The sequence below is a fragment of the Solwaraspora sp. WMMD791 genome, from assembly GCF_029581195.1.
Taxonomy (GTDB): Bacteria; Actinomycetota; Actinomycetes; order Mycobacteriales; family Micromonosporaceae; genus Micromonospora_E.
In genome coordinates, this window is record NZ_CP120737.1 from 3004450 (window position 1) to 3025172 (window position 20723).

The window sequence follows — 20723 nt, forward strand, 5'->3', positions numbered from 1 at the left end:
AAGCTGAACTACAGTGGGCACGATGGCCCTCCTTCTTGTGAGGGGTGGTCAGGAGCGCGGGACGGGCCGGGACTCTTGGCGGGGAAACGGCCCGCCCCGCGTGAGAGAGGGAGCGGTCAGGCAGCGGCGGGAGCGTGGGCCGAGGCCGGCTGCATCCCGGTGGCCCGCAGCGAGTACGCCATCCGCGCCCGGCACTGACCCGACGCCCGACACCGGTGCGAATCCACGTACGGGGTCAGGGTCAACCCGTCGAACTCCACCGCCGGCGGATACCCCGGCACCGTCGACGACGGCGGCACCGGACGCTGCCCAGCAACAATCTTCACCTTGACCTCAGTGGACCGACCGAACTTGCCCGCCTCAGCGTCCAGATCCAGCACCCGGACCACCCAGACCCGCTCACCGGTCTCCTTGTCCCGCGCCTGGTTGTCCGCCTCCCCACGCCGGTCGAAGTCGACCTGAGCATCAACGCCGAGGAACAGCGCACCGGCGGGGAACACGTACTCGAACGGGACCGGGACCTTGATCGACGCAGGAACCACGACGTAAGCCTCCTAGCTGGACCAGATGTCCGCCTGACATCCGGTTGAGCTTACAAGTTACGTCAGCCTGTCAACACAAGCCAAGGTCGAAGTCTGATCATGCAGATAGTGAGAACGTTCGACCAGTCAGGACAGCGGGTAGGTGTCCTCGATCTCATGACGGCTACCGGGAAGCACCAACACAGACGCCATGATCGGCTCACCCGACGCCCGGTGCGCGGTGATGACCACGCTGAAGACCGACTCGTCCGCCGACACGTCCAGGGCATCCGCCTCGTCCGCACTGACCCGCCGCGTGGTCATCCGCTCGGTGGCGTAGTCCGCCCGCAGTCCCTTGTGTCGGGTGATGTGCTCGATCAAGCTACCGACGATCGGCTGCGGGTTGACGATCTCCGTACCCACGGCGATGTCGACCGGCACGAACGTCGAGATCAGGTCAACCGGGCCGAACTGTGACACCGTCCGGCGGCGCCGCTCGTAGACGGGAGTGCCGTCCGGGATGTTCAATGCGGCAGCGACACGCGGCGACGCCAGCACCGGCCCAACATGCAGGATCTCTGTTTCGGCGCTCTCGTCCAACTCGACCGCGTCCCGCGCGTACTGCGGCGAGGTGCGACCCGAGGGCGGTCGGCCACGCACGAAGCTGCCCTTGCCCTGCTGCGACTCGATCCAGCCGTCCTGCTTCAGGATGCCCAGAGCTTTGAGGACGGTAGGACGGGAAACCCCGAACTCCGAGCACAACTGGTTCTCTGACGGCAGCACCGCGCCCGGCGCGTACGAGCCATTCTCGATGCGCTCCCGCAGCGTGTTCAACACGCGCAGGTATTTCGGCGTCGGCACTTCGTACGCCATCGCGGGCCACCCCACCATCGAAGATCACATGTCAAGACAGGAGCCTAGAGGCACGCAGCATGACGGGACAAGTACGGTCAGCCGTTCGGCGTGCCCGGCCGGGACGACCCACGCCACCAGCCGGACCAGGACCCCAGGCGCTCGCCGATCAGTTCGGGGAACGTGGCACCCGGCCGCCGTCGAGGCAACCGCCGGTAACGGCCGAACACCCGAAGTGCCGCCCGCCGCACCGGGCACGGACCCTCTTCCCCGCATTCCAGGCAACGGCCGTCGTTGACCGACGGAACGTGCAGATCGAGCAGAGTTTGCGCCGCCGCGAGCGCCTTTCGCGCGTCAGCGGACAGGTACGTCGTCACGACTGCCCGCCGTCAGCCGCAAACATCGACGCCCGCACGAGGACCAGGGCGTGATCCCCGGACCGGCCGTCGTGCATCATCTTGACGCCTTCCAGCCAGATCCACTCGTGGCCCTCCGGGCGGTTGGTCACCAGCCGCACCCCAGTCACCCAGATCGAGACCGGCCCATCGGTCGGTCGGAACCGGTCCTGCGCGGTCAGCCGGACCACGTCCCCCAGCCGCACCCGAAGGTCAAACGCCACGGTTCCTCCCCACTACGTTCGCCGTCCGCACCGACACCGGCCGCAGCCCGGCCACCTGGACGAACACCTCACGCCTATCCAAGGCTTGACCGGCACCGTCCAACACGTAGCCGGTGAGCCAGGCCCAGCCGTGGTACGTCGGACGTTCGGACACCGAGATCACTCGCAGCACCAACGCGCGATCCCCGGCGAACTGCACCGACGCCCGGCCATCGATCAGCAGCACCGCGCCGGGCCGCGCCACGTGCCCCGTCACGACTGGACAGGCACCGGGACGGGCGGGCATTCAGTCGGCTGCCGTCGTCCCGTACAACCAGGCGCCAGCACCCGCCCCGGTGCCCAGCTCACGCGGCCGACTTCCCCGAGCCGGCGCAGTCCACGCACGACCGACGCGCCAACGCCTGACCGCGACCCGCACCCCTGGCGACCGTCTGAAGGTCGGACCGCCGGGTGACGTACTTCCACCCCGCCCCCGCACAGGAGTCACAGGTCGGTGAGTCCCGAACGGCCGCGCGATCCGTCGTCGTCCAGCGCGAGCCGGCCACGGCCTGCGACGGAACGAGCGTCAGGTGATCCGGCCGGCTTGGTGGGACATATGCTGCGCCGAGCATGAGGCTCCCCAGACGTCGTAGCATTAGGAATAGCTCTATAAGACCCGACACCTCGACCCTACGTCAATAGAACTAGCTCTAATCTCCGAAGGTCGCACGCTCTGAGTAGATAAGACACTTATGTCCGGTTAGCGAGGTGGATGAATGAGGATGGGTTACCGCGAGCTGGCGGACCTCCTACGCGACGCCATCCGACGTGGCGACTACCCCGAAGGCGGGACGCTGCCCAAGCAGAACGAGATCGCGGCTGCGCATGGGGTAAACATCAACACCGTGCGACAAGCCGTCCGCGTTCTGGAAGCCGAAGGACTCGTCACACCCGTCCGCCGACGCGGCACGGTCATCCGCCCGCAGCTGCCGATGAAGCGACTCGGGGCTGAGCGATATGCCAAGAGCAAGTGGAAGACCGGAGACCTGGTTGCGTTCGCCGCCGACAGGGAAGCCACCGGACGGCCGTGGACGCCCGGCGACCAGACCAACAACGTACGGCTCACCGAAGCCGACCGAGACACGGCCGATGCGCTCCACCTACCGCCCGGCGCATCCGTCTACGAACGCGCCCGCTTGGTCAAGGAGGCCGGCGTCCCGACTCACACCCTCACCAGCTACTACCGGCCCGAGGACGTTGAAGGATCGCCCCTGGTCGACGCCACCGCCGGCCCAGCCGGACGCGGAGGCGGGTTCGCCGTCCTCACCTCTCGCGGACTCGAGCCCGACCGGATCACCGAAACCCTGCACGCCCGGATGCCCACGCCCGACGAGGCCAAGGAACTACAGCTTCCTGCTGGCGAGCCCGTTGTCATCCTGCACCGCACCACCGTCACCAGTAGCGGCAGACCAGTCGAGTTCGCCCGCGGAGTCCACGCCGCGTCCCGCTTCACCTGGTCCTACAGCTTCCCTATCCCGGACTGACGGGGCCGGACGAGATGACAGCGACGGACCGAGTCACCATCCCAGCCGAGCACCGCCGCGACGTCGAGTGCCTGTGGCACTACCACCAGCTGGGCCACGACCTACACCCCGTCGACGTCGGTATCGGCCTCGGCAGCCATGACCTCGGCGTCGCCAAGGTCGCCACCGACCTCTACCACCGAGGCATGTACCCCCTCCTCGTGTTCACCGGCGCCAACGCACCCACCACCATCGACCGCTTCCCCCGAGGCGAAGCCGTCCACTACCGCGAACACGCCCTGACCAACGGCGTCCCTGACGACGCAATCCTCATCGAAACGGAGGCAACCAACACCGGCGAGAACATCACCAACACCCGGCGGCTCCTCGCGGAGCACGGTGTCCACCCCCGATCCGTCATCCTCATGTCCCGGCCGTACCAACAGCGACGCGCCTACGCCACCGCCAAGAAACTCTGGCCAGAGGTCGACATCACCTGCGCATCCCACCCACTGACGTTCGACGACTACGTCAGCAGCATCGGCGACGCCGACAAAGTCATCAACATGCTCGTCGGCGACACCCAACGCATCCACAAGTACGCCGAACTCGGCTACGCCATCCCACAGGAGGTGCCAGAGGCCGTCACCGCTGCGAACGCTCGCCTCATCAACGCTGGCTACACCAATAGACTTGTCAAGTGACAGCGCTGAGCCAATCGCCGACGAGTACGACGCCTAAGCCATCACCCGCGCCGGAATCGCCACCGACGCCCGCGACCTGGTCGACGCATCGACACTTCACCCACACCCCCGCCAACGCCCTCCCCCGGTAAGGCACCATCAGCGGCATGGACCCGATCCACCTCACCGGCCGACTCGTCGACCTACGCGACTTCCGCACCAGCGACATCCCCGACGCGGTCGGCATCGTCGGAGACGAACGCGTCACCCGCTGGCTGTCATTCGACGCCCGCGACCCCGACCAGACCGCCGCCATGATCGAAGGCGCGATCAACCGAGCGCAGGCCGAGCCGCGCACCGAGTACTACCTAGCCGTCGTCGACAAGCAGGACCGGATGATCGGGTTCGGCCGCCTCGGACTCGGCGGCGTGCAGGCCGCGAAACTCGGCTACGCCATCCACGCCGACCACTGGGGCCACGGCTACGCCACCGACACCGCCCACACCCTCATCACCTACGGCTTCGGACCACTCCGACTACACCGGATCACCGCCGCCATCGGACCCGACAACGCCGCATCCGTCGCCGTCGTCAAGCGGCTAGGGATGACCTACGAAGGCCGCCTCCGCGACCACGTCCACACCAACGGCGCATGGCGAGACTCCCTGCTCTACTCCATCCTCGCCCCAGAGTGGACACCGCCGGCAGACCAGCCGTAACACCGGCCGGGCAACAGGACCAGGACCAGCAGGCGCAAGATCACCCGCAGTCCCCACGCCGGTACCATCACGGCATGCGAGACGACCCCACCCCGGACCCCCAGCCGGACCCCGAACGCCTCGCCGCCCACGCCGACGCCATCCGCGCCGCAGCCGCCGAACTCCTCACCCGCGTGACCGAATGGCGCAACTCCCCACACTGGCAAGACACCCCCACCAACCACCACCGCTACCACACCACTGTCGGCGCCTGCACTCAGCTCGACTCACTACCCGACCCCACCACACCAGAGCACCTCGCCGACATGGCCGCCACGGTCCGGCCTGCCTGCGGCGTCTGGCGTCCCACCCGGCCCGGACCCCAACAGGCAATCCACGCTGCAGCGGAACGCTTGTCAGCAACCGTCGTACGCAGCAGCATGTCTGACCGTCCGCGAATGCCGTGAGGGGTCTCTGTACGACTTCAAGGCGGCCCTGAACGGACCGCACGCGCCGCCGCCAGGGCGCGGCTGGCGCTCCGCTGCGTCCACGCAACACGCCCGGCAGCTGGCGCGGAAAGCGGGATGCTCAACGGGCCGCCGTCGACGGTAGGGTGGAGGTGGGAGAGAAGTTTGAGGGTTGTGCACCAGCAGCCGGCCGGGACCGAGCGGGCACGGGCGCGCGGCGTGGTGGAGCGCACGCCGCGCCCGTCGGCGGGGAGCCGGCAGGGTGCGGGCCGCGGTTACTGCGCCTCCGGCGGGGGCGCTCAAGCTCCGGGATGGGGAAGATCGTCGGCGGGTCGCGGTCCGTGGGTGGTTGCGCGAGCCATCCCGCCAGCCATCGACCCGGGCAAGCCGAGCAGACCACCGCCCGACCTGCCAGCGTCCGTACGAGCCGTCAAGGCCGTCTTGACGTGGCGGGCCGGGCGGAGGCCCGCCCCACGGCAGTGCGGGTCGACGGCAGACGGGATGGGACGCACCAGCAATCGGGTCGATGGAAAACGAGCTGCCCGTTTTTCCTCTGTTATGCTGCTGGCCCGACCAATCAGGCGTGTAGCTTCGAAGAAGGGTGCGGTGTGGCTGAGCATCAAAAGCCGGAAGAGCGGGTCAGGCAGCAGGTATTGAGGGAGCTGAAGGCTAATGGGTGGCCCGAGGGTCGACTCCGGTGGCGCCCTGAGTGGCCGGTTCCCAAGACTCCACATGACCTGACCAAACGAGAGCGAAATCAGCGCTTCGACATCTGCGGGACCACAGACCTCGTAGCGTTTGCTGACGACAGTGGCGAGCCGCACGCCTTGCAGATCATCTTCGAGTTCAAGGCCCCCGACATCGACGCGGGCACCCATCAGCTCATCCGCTACCTCAGCAGTGAACCGATGGCAAAGATGGGCTACTGGACCAACGGATCTGATTCCGTCGCGGTCTACAAGAGCCACACCTCAGACTGGGTCACCCGCAAGAGCGCCTCGCTGCCACGTCCGGGTGACGATCTGACCCAGCCGCCCTCCGAGCCGGTTACCTGGGCAAGCATGAAGGTACCGGACGAAGCCACACTGTCCAGCGCGCTGAGGCGGCTGCTGGCCACCGTCGTGGTCAGTGATTCGCGCGCTACCCGGTCCGAGGACCAGTTGCGAGAGCTTGTGCACGTTCTTTTGGTCAAACTGGAGAGCGACGCGACGGCCAGCAAGAGCGGCAACCAGAAGAAGTCGGTTGCCTTTCAGATCTACGGCGATCAACATACCAAGGTACACGTCACCGCCGAAGCAATTCGGCGGCAGTTCAAGGACTACTTCGCCCGCCAGCGTACCCGAATTTTTCATCCGGACGACCGTGACGAAATCCTACTCACTGACGAGACGATTTATGCCGTCGTTGCGGAGCTCTTCCCGTTTCGCCTTCTTGGCGACGACGTCGACATGCTCTCCAAGTCCTTCCAGATATTCCGCACCAGCGCACTGAAGCTGGCCGGTGGCCAATTTCTTACTCCTCAGCGGGTGATTCGGCCCTGCGTCATGGCCATGGAAATCCGCTCCGAGGACAAAGTGATCGACCCGGCTTGCGGGACGGGCGGCTTCCTGGTCGAAGCGTTGAGGCAACTGCGCGATGCGGAGTTCCCCGACGAAAGCGACCGCTGGCATCTGATTAAGTGGGCCAACGACAGTCTCTACGGCGTCGACATGGATCACATCGGCGTCAAACTAACGCGAGCGATCATGGTGGCCATGGGTGACGGGTCAACGCATGTCCTTCTCGGAGACAGCATCAGGCGACACCAATGGCGGACGAACTACCCGCGCCTCTGGCAAGAGCTCGGGGATCCAGGCACAGAGGAAATTGCGGAGCAGTTCACGGTTGTGATGACCAACCCGCCCTTTGGCGAAGACCTAAAAGTAAGGGCCGCCGACGCTCGAGCCGCCGGTTTCACTATCGCAAAGGCTGCAGCGCATACGAACAAGGCAGAGTATGTTGACCTGGAGATCGGCCTGCTCTTCCTGGAGCAGGCATATCGCCTACTTCAAGTTGGGGGGCGGATTGGAATAATTCTGCCCGAGACCTATTTCTTCTCCCATAAATACCGCTGGCTACCTGGATGGCTTGAGGGTCGACTCCAACTGCGGGGGATGCTCAACATCGCGATGGAGGCGTTCGAGGAGTTCTGTCGGGCAAAGACCAATTTCTATATCTTTGAGAAGGTCGGGCACGGCCCGAACGAGATTGGAATTGAAGCGTAATGACAGTGAACAAGCCGAGTTGGTTCTCGGACCGTACTGTTATGGTCTCCACTGCGCCGTCGTGCGGCCTCACCAAGGGCGGCCGACTCCTACCCTTAGTGGATCCGGAAACGGGGAGGCGGGTCCGAGTGCAGGACCCGGAGACGGGCGAGATGGTCGATGCGATCAACGACAAACTGCTCGAGGACATGAAAGCACTTGCCGCCGGAAAAGAAACAGATACGCTCCGGTTTATCGATGCCTCATTAGTTTCGGCAAGGACCGCCGTTCCCGCATATTACGACCGACGATACGAGGAGAACTTTGCAAACGCCCTTCGGGACGACCCCGAGTTCTCGGGGTTTACCGAGATGGCGATCGGCGACATGGTTGCGAACGGGTTTCTGGAGGTTCGAGGAGGACATGGCAGCCCAAAGCAGGAGCAGCGGGTAGGCGACATCCCTTACATCAAGGTCTCAGATTTACGAGCGGGCACTGTCAACATCAACCCAACCAACCGCGTTCCGCGCTCTGTGGCTGAGCGTCTTTTCTGGCGCGGCAAGTCTTCTGGGCTTGCTGCGTTCGACCTTGTGTGCCCTGAGCGAACGTCGAAAAACATCGGAGACTTCTGCGTCCTTATGCCTGGCCAAGAACAGCTGGTCGTGACGAAGGAGGTGATCGTCGTACGGCCCGGGCCTAACGCATACTTCGACCCATTCTATCTACTATGGGCATTCACGCTGAAGATTGTCCGCGACCAGTGGAAACGCGTGATCTTCATGCAGACTAATCGTGAGGACGTCGGCAAGCGCTACTTCGAAATCCGAATGCCAATTCCGCCAAATGCTGAGGTGGCCGAGCGGGTCTCGCAGCGCTTCCGCGATTACTACGTCACTATGGCGAGGGCTAGGCAGTCCCTCACGGAGTATCTGGCCGAATCCAACAAGCACCACTTTTTTATCGACGGCGGTGAAGCGTTGGCAATCGACGACGAGGACGAGGCCATCCTCGCAGGTGAGGCCGCCGTCGACCGCACGGAGTCCGAACCCGATTCTTAGGAATCGATCGTGGCCGGAGGGAGGCCAGCCTCCCTCCGGCCATTGACTCGGCCAGCAGAAGAGAGGTGCAGCGGGCCCTCTACCGGCGGCCGGGCTCCCTCAGCCCGGGTAGGTCTGGGATGGCGGCGGAATGGCTGCCGACAGCAGCGATGACAGCAACCCACAACGAACGGCAGCGCGCTGAGGAGCACCGGCACGGACGAAGTTCCGAGCGTGCAGCCGGTCCCGGACGTGCATGTACGCGATGCACAGAGCTTACAAGCGATAGGTCACGGCCGCCGGCAGAGATGCGGCGGCTTTGCCTCACCACTGCCGAGACGTTCTCTTCTGGATCAAGGCACCGCGCAAGCGCGGCGCGCCGGCCGGCTCGGCCTGCTGGCGGCCTCCGGCCGGCATCGGCCGAGCCGGCCGGCAACGCTGAGCGAGAACAAGACCTTGACGAATTCGAGGCTCTGCCCCGAGCCTCAGCTCTCCTCAGAGATCGATCGGGAGATCTCCTCGCCGGGGGCAGGCACCGACCAACGAGGAGATCCGCGACTAGCGTGACCGATACGGCAAGCTGGTCTGGCTCCTGACGGCAGGTGAAGCGAGAAAGATCTTGAGCGCATCAGGACCATGGCGATCACAGATTTGCTGCGCGGTCTTCAAGTAGGCGCGGTGACGGAGGTAGCCGAACAGCGCGGTGATCGCAGGAAGCATCAGAGCTGGAACTAGAACATGGACGAACTCAGGCACGGTAAACAAACCCTTCGGGGCTCGTCTCCCGGTACCCATCCCCGAGCGGCCACGACGGGCGACCTCAGAAACCTCTGAAGTCAGGCACACACGTCAGCTTGCGGCCGGGTTCTTGTCAACTTGTGGTTCGATGGTACCAGCTACCCGCTTTGGCTTTGGTCGCCACACCGCCGGCTCTGGATGAAACACGCGCCGAGCTAGGCCCGCCCTGACAGCGTCGGAGGCGTGGGCGCGAAGCTCCTCGACAGACTCCGCCTGGGCGTGCCAACCATCAACGAACATCACAACGTCGAGCAGCCAGGCTCGTTCGAGCTTAGCTTGACCGTGCCGGCAACCGACAGGCCACCAAACCATCGGGTCACTCAAGTCATTGGAGAAGACCCAGTTAAGAAACCCAGCAGTGGTTCTGTACCTTACCTTGTAGCCTAGGAAGAGGTATCGATAGCCACCCATCTCCAGCGGCAGACGTGCCACCTCAGCCAAGCTACACCCGCTAACCGGGCAACGGATCTCGTACTCCCGCATTGCCCGCTTGGTGTGCTCGGCCAAGCCGAGATACCACAACCCCGCTTCCCGGGCACGGGCCCAGTACTCTGCCCGCTCCGCCGCGACATCTCCATACGAGGCGAAGTTGGGATCGGCTTCCCCTGGACGCGACACCAGGTGATGCTACAACGGCCATGACGATCGCCGGGGTGGTCGACCGCCGCCGAGGTCGGGGGCGATCGCTGCCGCGCCGCTTCGCGGCTTGCCACCGGTCAACGTGGTCCAGGTCGCGGGAAGCCGCCGCGACGGCAAACCGCCCCGGCCCCAAGGCCGGGGCGGTAACCCGCACGGTACCGGCCAGCCGCGACCGCTGGTCGGCGATGCGTTGACAGGTGGGGCAGCGTTGTCGGTATCCGGGACGACCAGACTCAGGCGGCCCCAGCTCGACGGGAGGCGCACAGGTCGGTGAGGAAGTCATCCAACTCCTCATCCGACTCGAACAGGTCCGGCCGGGCAAGGTCGTCGACGGAGGCGACCGGGTGCACGCCCTGACGACGCGCCAACTCCTCAGCCGGCACGTGCTCAGCGGTCGGCCACTCGGACATCTGCTCAGCGTTGCTCGACATCACGGCTCACCTCCTCGCGGCTCTCGACCAGATCCCATACTCCCCCACCGGACCCGAAGGCAGGGTCACCCGCGTCACGGACTATGCGCGGACTGATCTTGAACGTCGGTGGCTGCGTTTGCCGCGCAGCCGCAGGTCAGCGCCCCAGACGCCATCTGATCCGAAATCCATTCCTAAACCGTGTGTCGCAGGTTCGAATCCTGCCGGGGGCACATCACCGAACTCTGCAGTGCCGGTCAGTCGCTGTAGTGATACCGGGCCTTGATGATCTCCACTTCCTTCTCGTCGGCCCGTACACGAGGCGGTGTTCGTCATCGACCCGCCTCACCGCCTACTCGGTTCCGGGCGACGGCTTCCATCAGCCGCCTCGCGTTCGTGGGAGACCGAAGCTCCACTAGCTTCCGCCGAGCGGCGTGCCTGATCACGGCGTGATCAGCAGAGACTCCCCCCGGCTACGGCCGAACGCGCGGCTGGCGGGGGGCGGCCACCCAAACCGCGGCCGCCTTGGGCGGCGTCGCCTGCCCTACGGCGGCGGAAAGAACATGCCCTGCGCGGTCACCGACGGACTCGCCGCCGATTCGTTGCCGGCGGCATCGACGGCGACCACCGTGTACGTGTGCCAGGTCGCCCCGCCCACCGCCAGCGTCAGCCCGGTCCCGTCGGTCGCGCCGACGACGGTCGCGCCCTCGTACACCCGGTAGCTGACGGCCGGCTCGCCTCCGGTGGAGGCGGACCACGCCAGGGTGAGCCGGGCGTCGGTGGGCCAGTTGCCGGGGGCGTTGCCGGTCACCTCGAGCGACGCCGGTGCCGCCGGCCGGGCGGCGGGACCGGGTGCGGTGGTGACCCGCACCTGGGCGGAGCGCGGAGTCTCGCCGCAAGACTGGGGCAGGGTCGCGCTGACCCGGTAGACGTGCCGGGACGCGGACGGCAGACCGGAGACGACCGTCTCCGGGTAGCGGGAGGTGGCGACCGCCGTGTCACCGTCCCAGATGGTGTACGAGGTGGCGGTGGCGTCGAAGGTCCAGTCCAGCCGCACCGACGACGGTGAGAGCGCGGTCGCCGTCAGCCCGACCGGCCGGGGCGGGCTGCTCAGGCAGGTCTCGGTGCTGGCCGACACCGCTGGGCTGTGCGTCGACTCGTTGCCGGCGGAATCGAGCGCGCCGATGGTGAAGCGGTGCCAGGTGGCGTGGAAGAGCCGCTGGACGGTGGCCGTGGTGCCGACTGTGACGGCGACCCGGGTGCCGCCCGCGTAGACCGCGTACCGGGCCGGCGGCGGTCCGGCCGGCGCGGTCCAGGCCAGGCTGATGGTGCTGTCGGTGCGCCCGGTGACGGTGAGTCCGGCAGGCGGGGCGGGCCGCGCGGGATCGCCGGCGGCGGTCATGACGCTGGTCGAGCCGACCGGTTCGGTGGATCCGGGACCGCACTGGTTGAGCCGGTAGAGTCGGATCTGGTGATCGGTGGCGGGTGCCAGACCGCCGACCCGGGCGCTGGTCAGCGACGTCCAGCCCAGGCTGACGCCGTCCACCCGCAGTTCCAGTTCGCCGCCGAGCGGGTGCCGGGGCCAGGAGAGCGAGACCGCCGACGCGGTGACGGCGGTGACGGTGATCGGCAAGGTCGGGGTCGGCAGGCACTCCGGGTTGACCCCGGAGAGCCAGGAGCGGCCGGTCACCGGGTCGGTCGGCGCCGACTCCCGCCCGTGCCGGTCGACGGCGGTGACGGTGTACGCGTGCGACGAACCGAAGGGCACGTTCATCGTCGCCGACGTGGTGCTGGTGCGGGCGACCACCTCTCCGCCCTCGTACACCCGGAAGGAGTGGACCCGTGGCCCGGTGGGCGGTTGCTGCCAGGTCAGGCTGATCGCGGTGCCGTTGGTGCTGGCCCAGAGCGCGGTCGGGGTCGCCGGGTCGGTCGATCCGCCGTACTGCGCGGCGGCGGGGGATGCACCGAGCAGGATGACGGCGACGAGTGCGGCGGCGCCGCACCAGCGGGGCGGGATACGCACGACTGTTCCTCCATTGATGCCAACCTGCGATCGATTTCAATCGATCTCATAAGAGAACTGGTGCGGCGACTCCGTGTCAAGCGCGGGTGGTCCTTTCCTGTGGTCGCCCCACCAGGCGGGCCCCGCCCGTTTCGCTGGTTCCAGTTCGTCGGACGGGTGGCCCCGGCAGGAAACGGGAGGCGTACACGTCGGTGAGGAGGTCGTTGAGTTCCTCCTCCGCCGAGTCGCCTGCCGCGCTCGACATCAGGAGGATGCACGACGACCGCTAGATCGTTCTCTCGCCGGTGAAGTAGAGCTCGGCCGCTTCCAGCCGGGGCACCGGCACGCCCAGCCGGCGCGCTTCCGCGAGGGTGTCGCGGCAGACCGCGCGCAGTTCCTCGGGGTTGGCGTGAGCTTCCATCACCACCCGCGACGGCGGGAAACGGCCGAACAGCCAGGCGAGTGCCGGTGCCGCCAGCCAGATGGGAGCCCGGAACGGCAGCAACTCCTTCCGATGCCGCCGCAGATCGACGCCACGGGCCTCGACGAGCGGCAGCAGCTCGCGGGTGGCGAGGACCGCCTCGCGTACGTGGCCCGTCGTCAGTCCGGACAGGGAGCCCAGCTTCAGGCTCTGCGTGTGCAGGCCGGCGTTCTGGACGAAGTGGAGGGCCAGCCAGCCTCGGAAGTCGGAGTTCTCCTGGATCCTGAACCCCGCCTCGCGAAACACCTGGCGTACGGCCCGCTCTCGCTCGGTCGGCGGCCGGTCGAGAGTGCCGAAGAAGACCATGGGCAGCAGCGCTCCGCGCAGCACACCGTCGTCGCCGAAGCCGCCGCCGGCGCCGGGAAAGCCCCAGGCGATCTGGTCGGCGGGGAGGTCCTCTGTCGCGGTCAGCGGCTCGACCCACAGGTTGTTGAAGACGAGTATCGTGGCCCCGCCTGCGCGCGACCCCAGGAAGGCAGCGGCCTCCGCGAAGCCGTAGTGCTGCACGCTCAGCACGATCAGATCGAAGTCGTGGTCCGGCTCCAGCGACTCGCGGTAGCGGACCGCCCATCTCTCGGTGACCCGCTTTCCCCACGGCCGCCGCCGCGCGTCGAGCAGATCAAGATCGACGAGATCTCCGTACGCCGCCGCCCGCCCCGGCCGGACGTAGAACTCGACGTGGTGCCCGGCCCGTTCCAGGGCCCACCCGTACGCCGCGGCGATCACGCCTCGGCCGAACATCAAGATCTTCACGCGCACCTCATGCCCGATAATCGGAGACTGTCTCCATATTCAAAATATGGAGACAGTCTCCACTTGTCAACCGGGGGACGTGATCGGCGGCCGCGCTCCGGCGGTCCCGGCCCCGATTGCCTCCAGTCGAGCCGACGAAGCGCACCGTGCAGGTCTCCCACGGCGACGGCCAGGTCGCGTCGAACCAAGGGGCAACGCACACCGGGGGGCACAGCACTGTTCAGCGCGGTCAACGGTCCTTGCCAGGCGTCGTAGTCCTCCACCACCGTCAGCACCTACCAGCTGATGCGGCCACTGAGCTGGTGTGCGCCGACGATTCGACCGGTACGCCGGATCCTGCAAGGATGCGGAGGATGTCTCGGCCGCGCCTCGCCCTCATCCTCGGCACGTTGCTGCTCACCTCGGCCACAGTGGCCTCCTGCTGCGCTCCGGTCCTTTTTGAACCTCAGCCGCCCTGGCGTGATCCAGCCGCCGAACAGGAGCAGTGGAACTTGATCATGCAGTGGTTGCTCACTGCAGCCTGCGGATTGCTCCTGGTCGCGTTCCCGTTCCTAGCCTACGGAATCGTCGGGTTACGCATCGAGCTGCGCACTCGGGCCGAGACAAGAGATCGTCGACCGCAACCTTGAAATGCCCATCTAGGACGAAGTCTGTTGGACCCGGCGTGTAGTGCCGTGACAGCGGGCATCCCTGCCGGTGCCGGGCCTGCCGGCCCCTGCCGCTCGGCACAGCTGGCGCAGGGTGCGGACCAAAGTTCAGTCACTCCCCAGGGCTGTCAGCAACGTCCTCGTCGCGGAGCAGGCGATCGAGCTCTTCTGGCCTCATCCGCTTGATCTCCGCTTCAAGCTTGCGACTGTAGTGACGGTCGTTCGGATCGCTACCGTTTCCCGCCGCCACACGGCCGTACGCCCTCATGAACGACCCGAGTTCACGTCGGATCCGATCCTGACGACGCCCCAAGGTCCCACGGTACGGGGCGGCGGTCACACTCTCCCAGCGATATACGCGCAACTCCGCCGCCGGCGGTCAGCGTCGTCCGAGAGGTCTCACGGCGTCTCGCCACAGCATGCCCACCATCGCCTGCCGGCGGTTGATGTCACGCGGCATCAGCCCGCCCGCGTACAGCATGATCGTTCCGGTGAATCCGAGCACCGCAGGGCGACCGGATGGCAGCGAAGGGCCCACACGGCAAGCCGGTAGCCCCGGGTTCGGCGCAGCGGAACGGCCTTTCGCTGGGGTACGGCCACGACCCACCCTCCTCGCCAGAGCGTCGACGCAACGACCGCACCGCGTCACGCGGTGTGGATGCGGCGCCCCGCCGCAGCGCACCAGTACGGTTCCTGGGCTGCGCAAGCCCGGCCAGTTCCCGGGAGCGCGCCGGCCCGACTTATCCGCCGAAATCCCTAGGAAAGCAGCCAAGCAGGAACCACGGTCGCCGATCGGGACCGTCCTCTGAGTGACAGGTACACCGTCGTTTGGGGGTTTGGTGAGTAGACACAAGAGACTCGGTGCGGCCGGGCTGGCCGCCGTACTCGTGCTCGGCCTGGGACAACCCGGTCGGGCCGCGCCCGGCGCGGGCACCGACGCGGCCGGCGGGCCGGTTGCGGGGCTGGCGGGCACCGGCGCGGCCGGCAGCTCGGCGGGCCGGCAGACCACGGTCACGCTGATCACCGGGGATCGGGTCACGGTCGCACCTACCGGCGAGCTGACCGTCCAGCCGGCGGCCGACCGCACCAGCATGCGGTTCCGCACGTACGAGATCGACGGTGAGGTGCACGTCGTCCCGGTGGACGCGCTGGCCCTGGTCGGCGCCGGCCGGCTGGACCGGCGGTTGTTCAACGTCACCAGGTTGATCGAGTACGGCTACGACGACGCGGCCCGGGACCGGTTGCCGATGATCGTCGCCTACCCCGACGGTGCCGCCGCCCGACGCGGCGGTGCGCCGTTGCCCGACGACGTGCAGGTCGATCGGGATCTACCCGCCATCGGGGGTGCTGCGGTCAGTGCCGACAAGGACGACCTGACGCAGGTCTGGGAGGACCTGGCCGGGCAGCCGGCGGCCCGCTCGGGCGCCACCGGACTACCCGGACTGGAGCGGATCTGGCTCGACGGCCGCCGCAAACTGGCGGTGGACCGGGGGGTGACGCAGATCGGTGCCCCGGCGGCCTACGAAGCGGGACTCACCGGCAAGGGGGTGACCGTCGCGGTCATCGACAGCGGCGTGGACGCCACCCATCCTGACCTGACCGACGCGCTGGTCGAGGCGCGGGGGTTCATGGCTGACGGAAGTCCGGTCGACCGGATCGGGCACGGCACCCACGTCGCCTCGATCATCGCCGGCAGCGGCGCCGCGTCCGACGGCCGGTACCGGGGTGTCGCCCCGGACGCCGAGCTGGTCTCCGCGAAAGTCTGCGACCTCTTCTGCGACGAGTCGGCGATCCTCGCCGCGATGCACTGGGCGGCGGTGGACAAGCAGGCCGACATCGTCAACATGAGTCTCGGCGGCGCGGACGGGCCGGAGATCGACCCGATGGAGGAGGCGGTCGACACCCTCACCGCGCAGACCGGCGCGCTGTTCGTCGTCGCCGCCGGCAACGACGGACCGGGCGACCGTACGCTCGGTTCGCCGGGCAGCGCCGACGCGGCCCTGACCGTCGGGGCGGTGGACCGGGACGGCTCGTTGGCCGACTTCTCCAGTCGTGGATCGCGGGTCGGCGACGACGCGGTCAAGCCCGACGTCACCGCACCGGGGGTCGGGATCGTCGCGGCCCGGGCCGACGGCGGCATCATGGGCGTTCCGGTGGGCGAGCACTACGTCGCCGAGCGGGGCACCTCGATGGCCGCGCCGCATGTCGCGGGTGCGGCGGCGCTGCTGGCCCAGCAGCAGCCGCAGTGGGACGCCACCCGCCTGAAGGCGACCCTGATGGGTGCGGCCGCGCCGCAGCCGGACACTACCGCGTACGAGCAGGGTGCCGGCCTGGTCGACGTGGCGCGGGCAATCGGTCAGACGGTGACCGCCGACCCGCCGAGTGTCTCCTACGGCCGGGTCCTCTGGCCGCACCACGACGACGAGCCGATCACCCGGACGCTGACCTTGCGCAACGACGGCACCGAACCGGTCACCCTCGACCTGGCCTTCGAGGTCACCGGCCCGGACGGCAACCCGGCCCCGGACGGCATGTTCACCACGGCTGCGCCGCAGGTCACCGTCGCGGCCGGCGGCACCGTCGAGGTGCCGGTCACCGCGGACACCAGCGTGGAGGCCCTGGACGGCTACTTCAGCGGGCACCTGATCGCCACGGCCGGGCAGACCCGTACGGTCGTCGCGGTCGGGGTGTACCGGGAGGTGGAAAGCTACGACCTGACGGTGACCCATCTGGACTCGACCGGCCAGCCGGCCGACGAGTACTGGACCGTGGCCGCAGGGATCGACGTTGCGGACCTCAGGATCGTCGAGAGTACGGACGCGATCCGGCTGCCGACCGGGCGGTACGCCGTCGCGGGGGTCGTCGACGAGGTCGACGGGGCGTCGCGCAGCACCCTGCTGACCCAGCCGGAGATCGAGCTGACCCGCGACACGAGTGTCACCTTCGACGCCCGGGCCGGCCGGCCGGTCGCGGTGACCGTGCCGGACCGCACCGCCCGGCCCATGTACGTGCAGGTGGGGATGGCGATCAAGCCGGACGCAGGGTCACCACTGTCGATCACCACGACGGCCGACGACTTCGGCGGCGTCTACACGGCCCAGCTCGGCGGGGACCGGGCCCACGACCACCTCGACAGCTTCCTCCTGCACCGGTGGGCCAGGCCGGACGGCGACGGTGGATTCACCGGCAGCCCGTACTCCTACCACCTGGGTGAAGGGTTCGCGGGGCGGCTACCCACCGGGTACCAGCGGGACATCCGCAAGGGTGACCTCGCCACCGTCCGGCACGAGGTGCGGGGCGAACCGGCCGGCAACACCCTCGGCTGGTCCGCGACCGCCGTATTCGACGGGATCGACGAGCTGCACTTCAGCATGCCGGTGGAGGTTCCCCGACGGTGGACCGGCTACTACAGCCCCGGGGTCGGCTGGGCCGGTGAGCTGCTGTTCATGGAGGTCTCCGAGGAGGATCCGGTCGGGGAGTTCCGGGGCGGGCTCTTCGCCGGGCTGCAGCGGTACGAGGCCGGCCGGACCTACCGGGACCGCTGGAACGAGGCGCCGTACGGCCCGGTCCTGTTGCGGACCGGGAACGTGCTCGAGCAGGCCGTACGGATCGAGGACCTGATCGTGGTCAATGTTGCGCTCTACGGCGACGCGGGCGGCCACGGTGGATACCCGGTCGTGGACGCCTCGCGGACGGCGCTCTACCGCGACGGTGAACTGGTCGAGGAACTGATCGACGAGGGCGGCGGTTTCGGCCTGTTCGAGGTGCCGGCGGAGCCGGCGGCGTACCGCCTGGAGGTCTCGGCCCGGCGCAGCATCAGCGACCTCGCCACCGAGGTCGACCTGGCATGGACCTTCCGGTCCGGGCAGCCCGCCGGGGACGACAGAGAGCACTTGCCGATCATGGTGGTGAAACACGAGCCGAAACTGGACCACGACTTCGCGGCCCCGGCCGGCCGCCGGTTCGCCGTCCCGCTGCGGGTCGTCGGCAACGAAGGCGCCCCGGTGGAGCCGACGAAGGTCACCGCGCAGGTCTCCTACGACGACGGCGCCACCTGGCATCCGGCCAAGGTCGACGCCAAGGGCGAGGGCTGGGTGGCGAAGGTCCACCACCCGGCGGTCGAGGACGGCTACGTCTCCCTGCGTACCGCCGTCACCGACAAGCAGGGCAACACCGTCGAGCAGACGGTGATCCGGGTCTACCGGCTGACCGACGGCTGACCGCCGCCTGCCGGTTCCCCGCCGCGCCGTCCGGTCCACCCGACCGGGCGGCGCGGCCTTGTCGATGCCTCCTACCATGTGCGCCGGCCGGGTTACGCGAGCCGAACTCAGGAGGACCACGTGGAGCTCCACAAGCGACGGGGCGGTCTCGTCATCGGTGTCGCCGTCGCCCTCGCCGGCGCGATCGTGCTGCTGTGCCTGCCGATCGGCTGGCCGATCCGGATCCTGCTGTGGGTCGGCGGGGCGGCCCTCCTCGGCGTACTGACCGTCCGCACGGTCCGGCCGTTCCGGTTCCGGATCGGGCCCGACGGCCTGACCTTCGGAAGCGGCGGTGCCACCCGCTCGGTACCGTGGACCGACGTCGCGGCGGTCGTGCTCGACCAGCCCTCGGCGGGCGCGGGCGGCGGCGACCGGCCGTCACCGCGGCTGCTCCTGGCGCCCGCCGGCGGAGCGGACGTCGGTCTGCCGACGACCGCCAGCAGTACGGCGTACGACGGCCGCTGCGCGGTGCTGCTCGACCTCGACGACGTCGTCGAGTCGCCCGACCAGGTGGCCGAGGCCCTGACCCGGTACGCCGGGGACCGGTTCGTCGACGCGCGCGTACCGTACGGGCCCGGTGCGGCGGACCCGGATTTCACCGTGGTCCTGCGCGGGTACGACCCGGCTGCCGTCGACGAGGTGATACGCATGGGCCGTGACGCCCTGTCGTCGCCTCCGGGCGACCAGCGGCGGGTCACCGCCGCAGGCAGGATCCGGGACTCGAGGTTCCCGACCGCTCTGCGCGGATACGACCGGTGGCAGGTGGACGAGTTCCTCGACGGGCTCGCCGCCGAACTGGCGACGCCGGTCGACGACCCGGATGCCTCCGGCGCCGAATCCTGAGCTGTCGCCCAGCGCCCTTGCGCCGCCGCAGCAGGTAGCCTGCGGCCGGCGGCTGGCTCGTCCTGGTTTCGGACCAATGTGCGCCATCTGACAACGAGCGCGGCGCACCCCAGGTATTTCTGAGCATCGATCCCGCTCGGTATGAGTGTCCACCTCGGCGACCGTCGGCACCACGCCGGTCGCCGCACTCCTACCTTCGGGAGGGAACCTTGTCCACGCGACTGACACCACGCGTACGTCGGTCCTCGCTCGCCCTGATCGGCGTGGCGGCCCTGGCGCTGCTGCTCCCGGTCACCTCGGCGAGCGCGGCGGCGCTCGACCGGTCGACCGACAGCGGTGCCACCAGCACGGCCGCCGACGTCTACATGATGGACAACGCGTCCGACATCGGGCTCCAGCCGCACAACATCGGTTCGATCTGGCAGAGCCCGGACATCAAGGTCTGCAACACCGCCGTGGAGTGTGCGGTCAGCCAGAACCCGATCATCGGGCAGACCAACTACATCTTCGTCAAGCTGCGCAACCCCGGACCGTACGGCAACCCGGTGACCGAGCAGGGCGAACTGCACGTCTACCGGACCACCCCGGGTGGCGGCGCGTCCTGGCCCACCGACTGGACCGAGATCGGCTGGACCTCGGTGTCGGTCGCCCCGGGCGTCACCACGGTCACGATCCCGTGGAACGGGGTTCCCGGGCCGGGGCACTTCTGCCTGCTCACCCGGTGGATCTCCGCCAACGACCCGATGACCGTCGAGGGCCCGGACACCCCGCAGAACACCCGGAACAACAACAACATCGCCTGGCGCAACGTGGACTCGGTGGCGCTGGCGCCCAACGGGCCGACCGAGGTCCGGCCGTTCGCCATCGGCAACGTCCTTCGGGAGCCGACCCGCAACAGCGTGGTCTTCGCCCAGGAGGGCGCCCCGCTGCGTACCGCCGGTGGGCGCCTGGTGGTGGATCTCGGGCCGACGCTGTTCGCCCGCTGGGTCGAGGGTGGCATGGCCGGCAAGGGCATCCGCGAGGCGGGCCGCAACCAGGTCGAGATCGTCGAGCCGGGCCAGGCCAGCCTGGACAACCTGGTGCTGCGCGGCAACGAGCGGCTGACCATGCGGCTGCTGTTCACCGCGACCACGCCGACGGACAAGCCGATCGCCGTACTGGTCACGCAGGTCGGTCCGGACATCACCGGCAAGGAGCGGGCCGACCTGGGCGGGGTCCGCTACGACGTGACGGTGGGCAAGCGGCAAGGGTAGCCACGGTGCCGGGCAG

General features: G+C 68.1%; 17 protein-coding genes. 9 read left to right on the forward strand and 8 right to left on the reverse strand.

Going from position 1 to position 20723, the window contains the following annotated elements; all coding sequences use genetic code 11:
• Positions 1 to 116: 116 nt before the first annotated feature.
• The 5 genes from O7623_RS13185 to O7623_RS13205 all read right to left on the reverse strand — a co-directional run bounded on the left by O7623_RS13185 (position 117) and on the right by O7623_RS13205 (position 2236).
• Positions 117 to 542: a hypothetical protein gene (locus tag O7623_RS13185; protein ID WP_123603022.1), complete on the reverse strand. Its 426-nt coding sequence runs from the start codon at positions 540 to 542 to the stop codon at positions 117 to 119.
• A gap of 126 nt (positions 543 to 668) precedes the next feature.
• Complete coding sequence (locus O7623_RS13190) at positions 669 to 1394, reverse strand: GntR family transcriptional regulator (RefSeq protein WP_282228909.1); 726 nt, start codon at positions 1392 to 1394, stop codon at positions 669 to 671.
• Positions 1395 to 1471: 77 nt separating this feature from the next.
• Positions 1472 to 1750, reverse strand: a complete 279-nt coding sequence (locus O7623_RS13195; RefSeq protein ID WP_282228910.1) for a hypothetical protein — start codon at positions 1748 to 1750, stop codon at positions 1472 to 1474.
• The gene (locus O7623_RS13200; RefSeq protein ID WP_282228911.1) at positions 1747 to 1992 is read right to left on the reverse strand and encodes a hypothetical protein; all 246 of its coding nucleotides are present in this window, start codon (positions 1990 to 1992) and stop codon (positions 1747 to 1749) included. Before O7623_RS13200 ends, O7623_RS13195 begins: the two co-directional genes overlap by 4 nt.
• A complete protein-coding gene (locus O7623_RS13205; protein WP_282228912.1) occupies positions 1982 to 2236 on the reverse strand; it encodes a hypothetical protein in 255 nt (84 codons plus the stop codon). Before O7623_RS13205 ends, O7623_RS13200 begins: the two co-directional genes overlap by 11 nt.
• Before the next feature lie 511 nt (positions 2237 to 2747).
• On the opposite strand from O7623_RS13205, the gene O7623_RS13210 reads away from it, so the two are divergent.
• The 6 genes from O7623_RS13210 to O7623_RS13235 all read left to right on the forward strand — a co-directional run bounded on the left by O7623_RS13210 (position 2748) and on the right by O7623_RS13235 (position 8643).
• The gene (locus tag O7623_RS13210; RefSeq protein WP_282228913.1) at positions 2748 to 3515 is read left to right on the forward strand and encodes a GntR family transcriptional regulator; all 768 of its coding nucleotides are present in this window, start codon (positions 2748 to 2750) and stop codon (positions 3513 to 3515) included.
• Positions 3516 to 3529: 14 nt separating this feature from the next.
• Complete coding sequence (locus O7623_RS13215; RefSeq protein WP_282228914.1) at positions 3530 to 4198, forward strand: YdcF family protein; 669 nt, start codon at positions 3530 to 3532, stop codon at positions 4196 to 4198.
• Between the two features lie 146 nt (positions 4199 to 4344).
• Entirely contained in the window at positions 4345 to 4896 is a 552-nt protein-coding gene (locus tag O7623_RS13220; protein WP_282228915.1) for a GNAT family protein, read from the forward strand.
• Positions 4897 to 4970: 74 nt separating this feature from the next.
• Positions 4971 to 5342, forward strand: a complete 372-nt coding sequence (locus tag O7623_RS13225; RefSeq protein ID WP_282228916.1) for a hypothetical protein — start codon at positions 4971 to 4973, stop codon at positions 5340 to 5342.
• 608 nt (positions 5343 to 5950) lie between these two features.
• Positions 5951 to 7606, forward strand: a complete 1656-nt coding sequence (locus tag O7623_RS13230) for an N-6 DNA methylase (RefSeq protein WP_282228917.1) — start codon at positions 5951 to 5953, stop codon at positions 7604 to 7606.
• A gap of 128 nt (positions 7607 to 7734) precedes the next feature.
• A complete protein-coding gene (locus tag O7623_RS13235; protein WP_282228918.1) occupies positions 7735 to 8643 on the forward strand; it encodes a hypothetical protein in 909 nt (302 codons plus the stop codon).
• A gap of 1649 nt (positions 8644 to 10292) precedes the next feature.
• On the opposite strand, the gene O7623_RS13240 is transcribed toward O7623_RS13235, so the two are convergent.
• From O7623_RS13240 to O7623_RS13250, 3 genes are all read right to left on the reverse strand, one after another.
• On the reverse strand, positions 10293 to 10490 hold the full coding sequence (locus O7623_RS13240) for a hypothetical protein (protein WP_282228919.1): 198 nt from the start codon (positions 10488 to 10490) through the stop codon (positions 10293 to 10295).
• Between the two features lie 523 nt (positions 10491 to 11013).
• Positions 11014 to 12492: a fibronectin type III domain-containing protein gene (locus O7623_RS13245; protein WP_282228920.1), complete on the reverse strand. Its 1479-nt coding sequence runs from the start codon at positions 12490 to 12492 to the stop codon at positions 11014 to 11016.
• Between the two features lie 265 nt (positions 12493 to 12757).
• Entirely contained in the window at positions 12758 to 13705 is a 948-nt protein-coding gene (locus O7623_RS13250) for a 2-dehydropantoate 2-reductase N-terminal domain-containing protein (protein ID WP_282228921.1), read from the reverse strand.
• Positions 13706 to 15191: 1486 nt separating this feature from the next.
• On the opposite strand from O7623_RS13250, the gene O7623_RS13255 reads away from it, so the two are divergent.
• From O7623_RS13255 to O7623_RS13265, 3 genes are all read left to right on the forward strand, one after another.
• Complete coding sequence (locus O7623_RS13255; protein WP_282228922.1) at positions 15192 to 18572, forward strand: S8 family serine peptidase; 3381 nt, start codon at positions 15192 to 15194, stop codon at positions 18570 to 18572.
• Positions 18573 to 18692: 120 nt separating this feature from the next.
• Positions 18693 to 19454: a DivIVA domain-containing protein gene (locus O7623_RS13260; protein WP_282228923.1), complete on the forward strand. Its 762-nt coding sequence runs from the start codon at positions 18693 to 18695 to the stop codon at positions 19452 to 19454.
• Between the two features lie 209 nt (positions 19455 to 19663).
• Positions 19664 to 20707 carry a hypothetical protein gene (locus tag O7623_RS13265; RefSeq protein ID WP_282228924.1) on the forward strand — a complete coding sequence of 348 codons (1044 nt, stop codon included), beginning with the start codon at positions 19664 to 19666 and terminating at the stop codon, positions 20705 to 20707.
• The last annotated feature ends 16 nt before the right edge of the window (positions 20708 to 20723 follow it).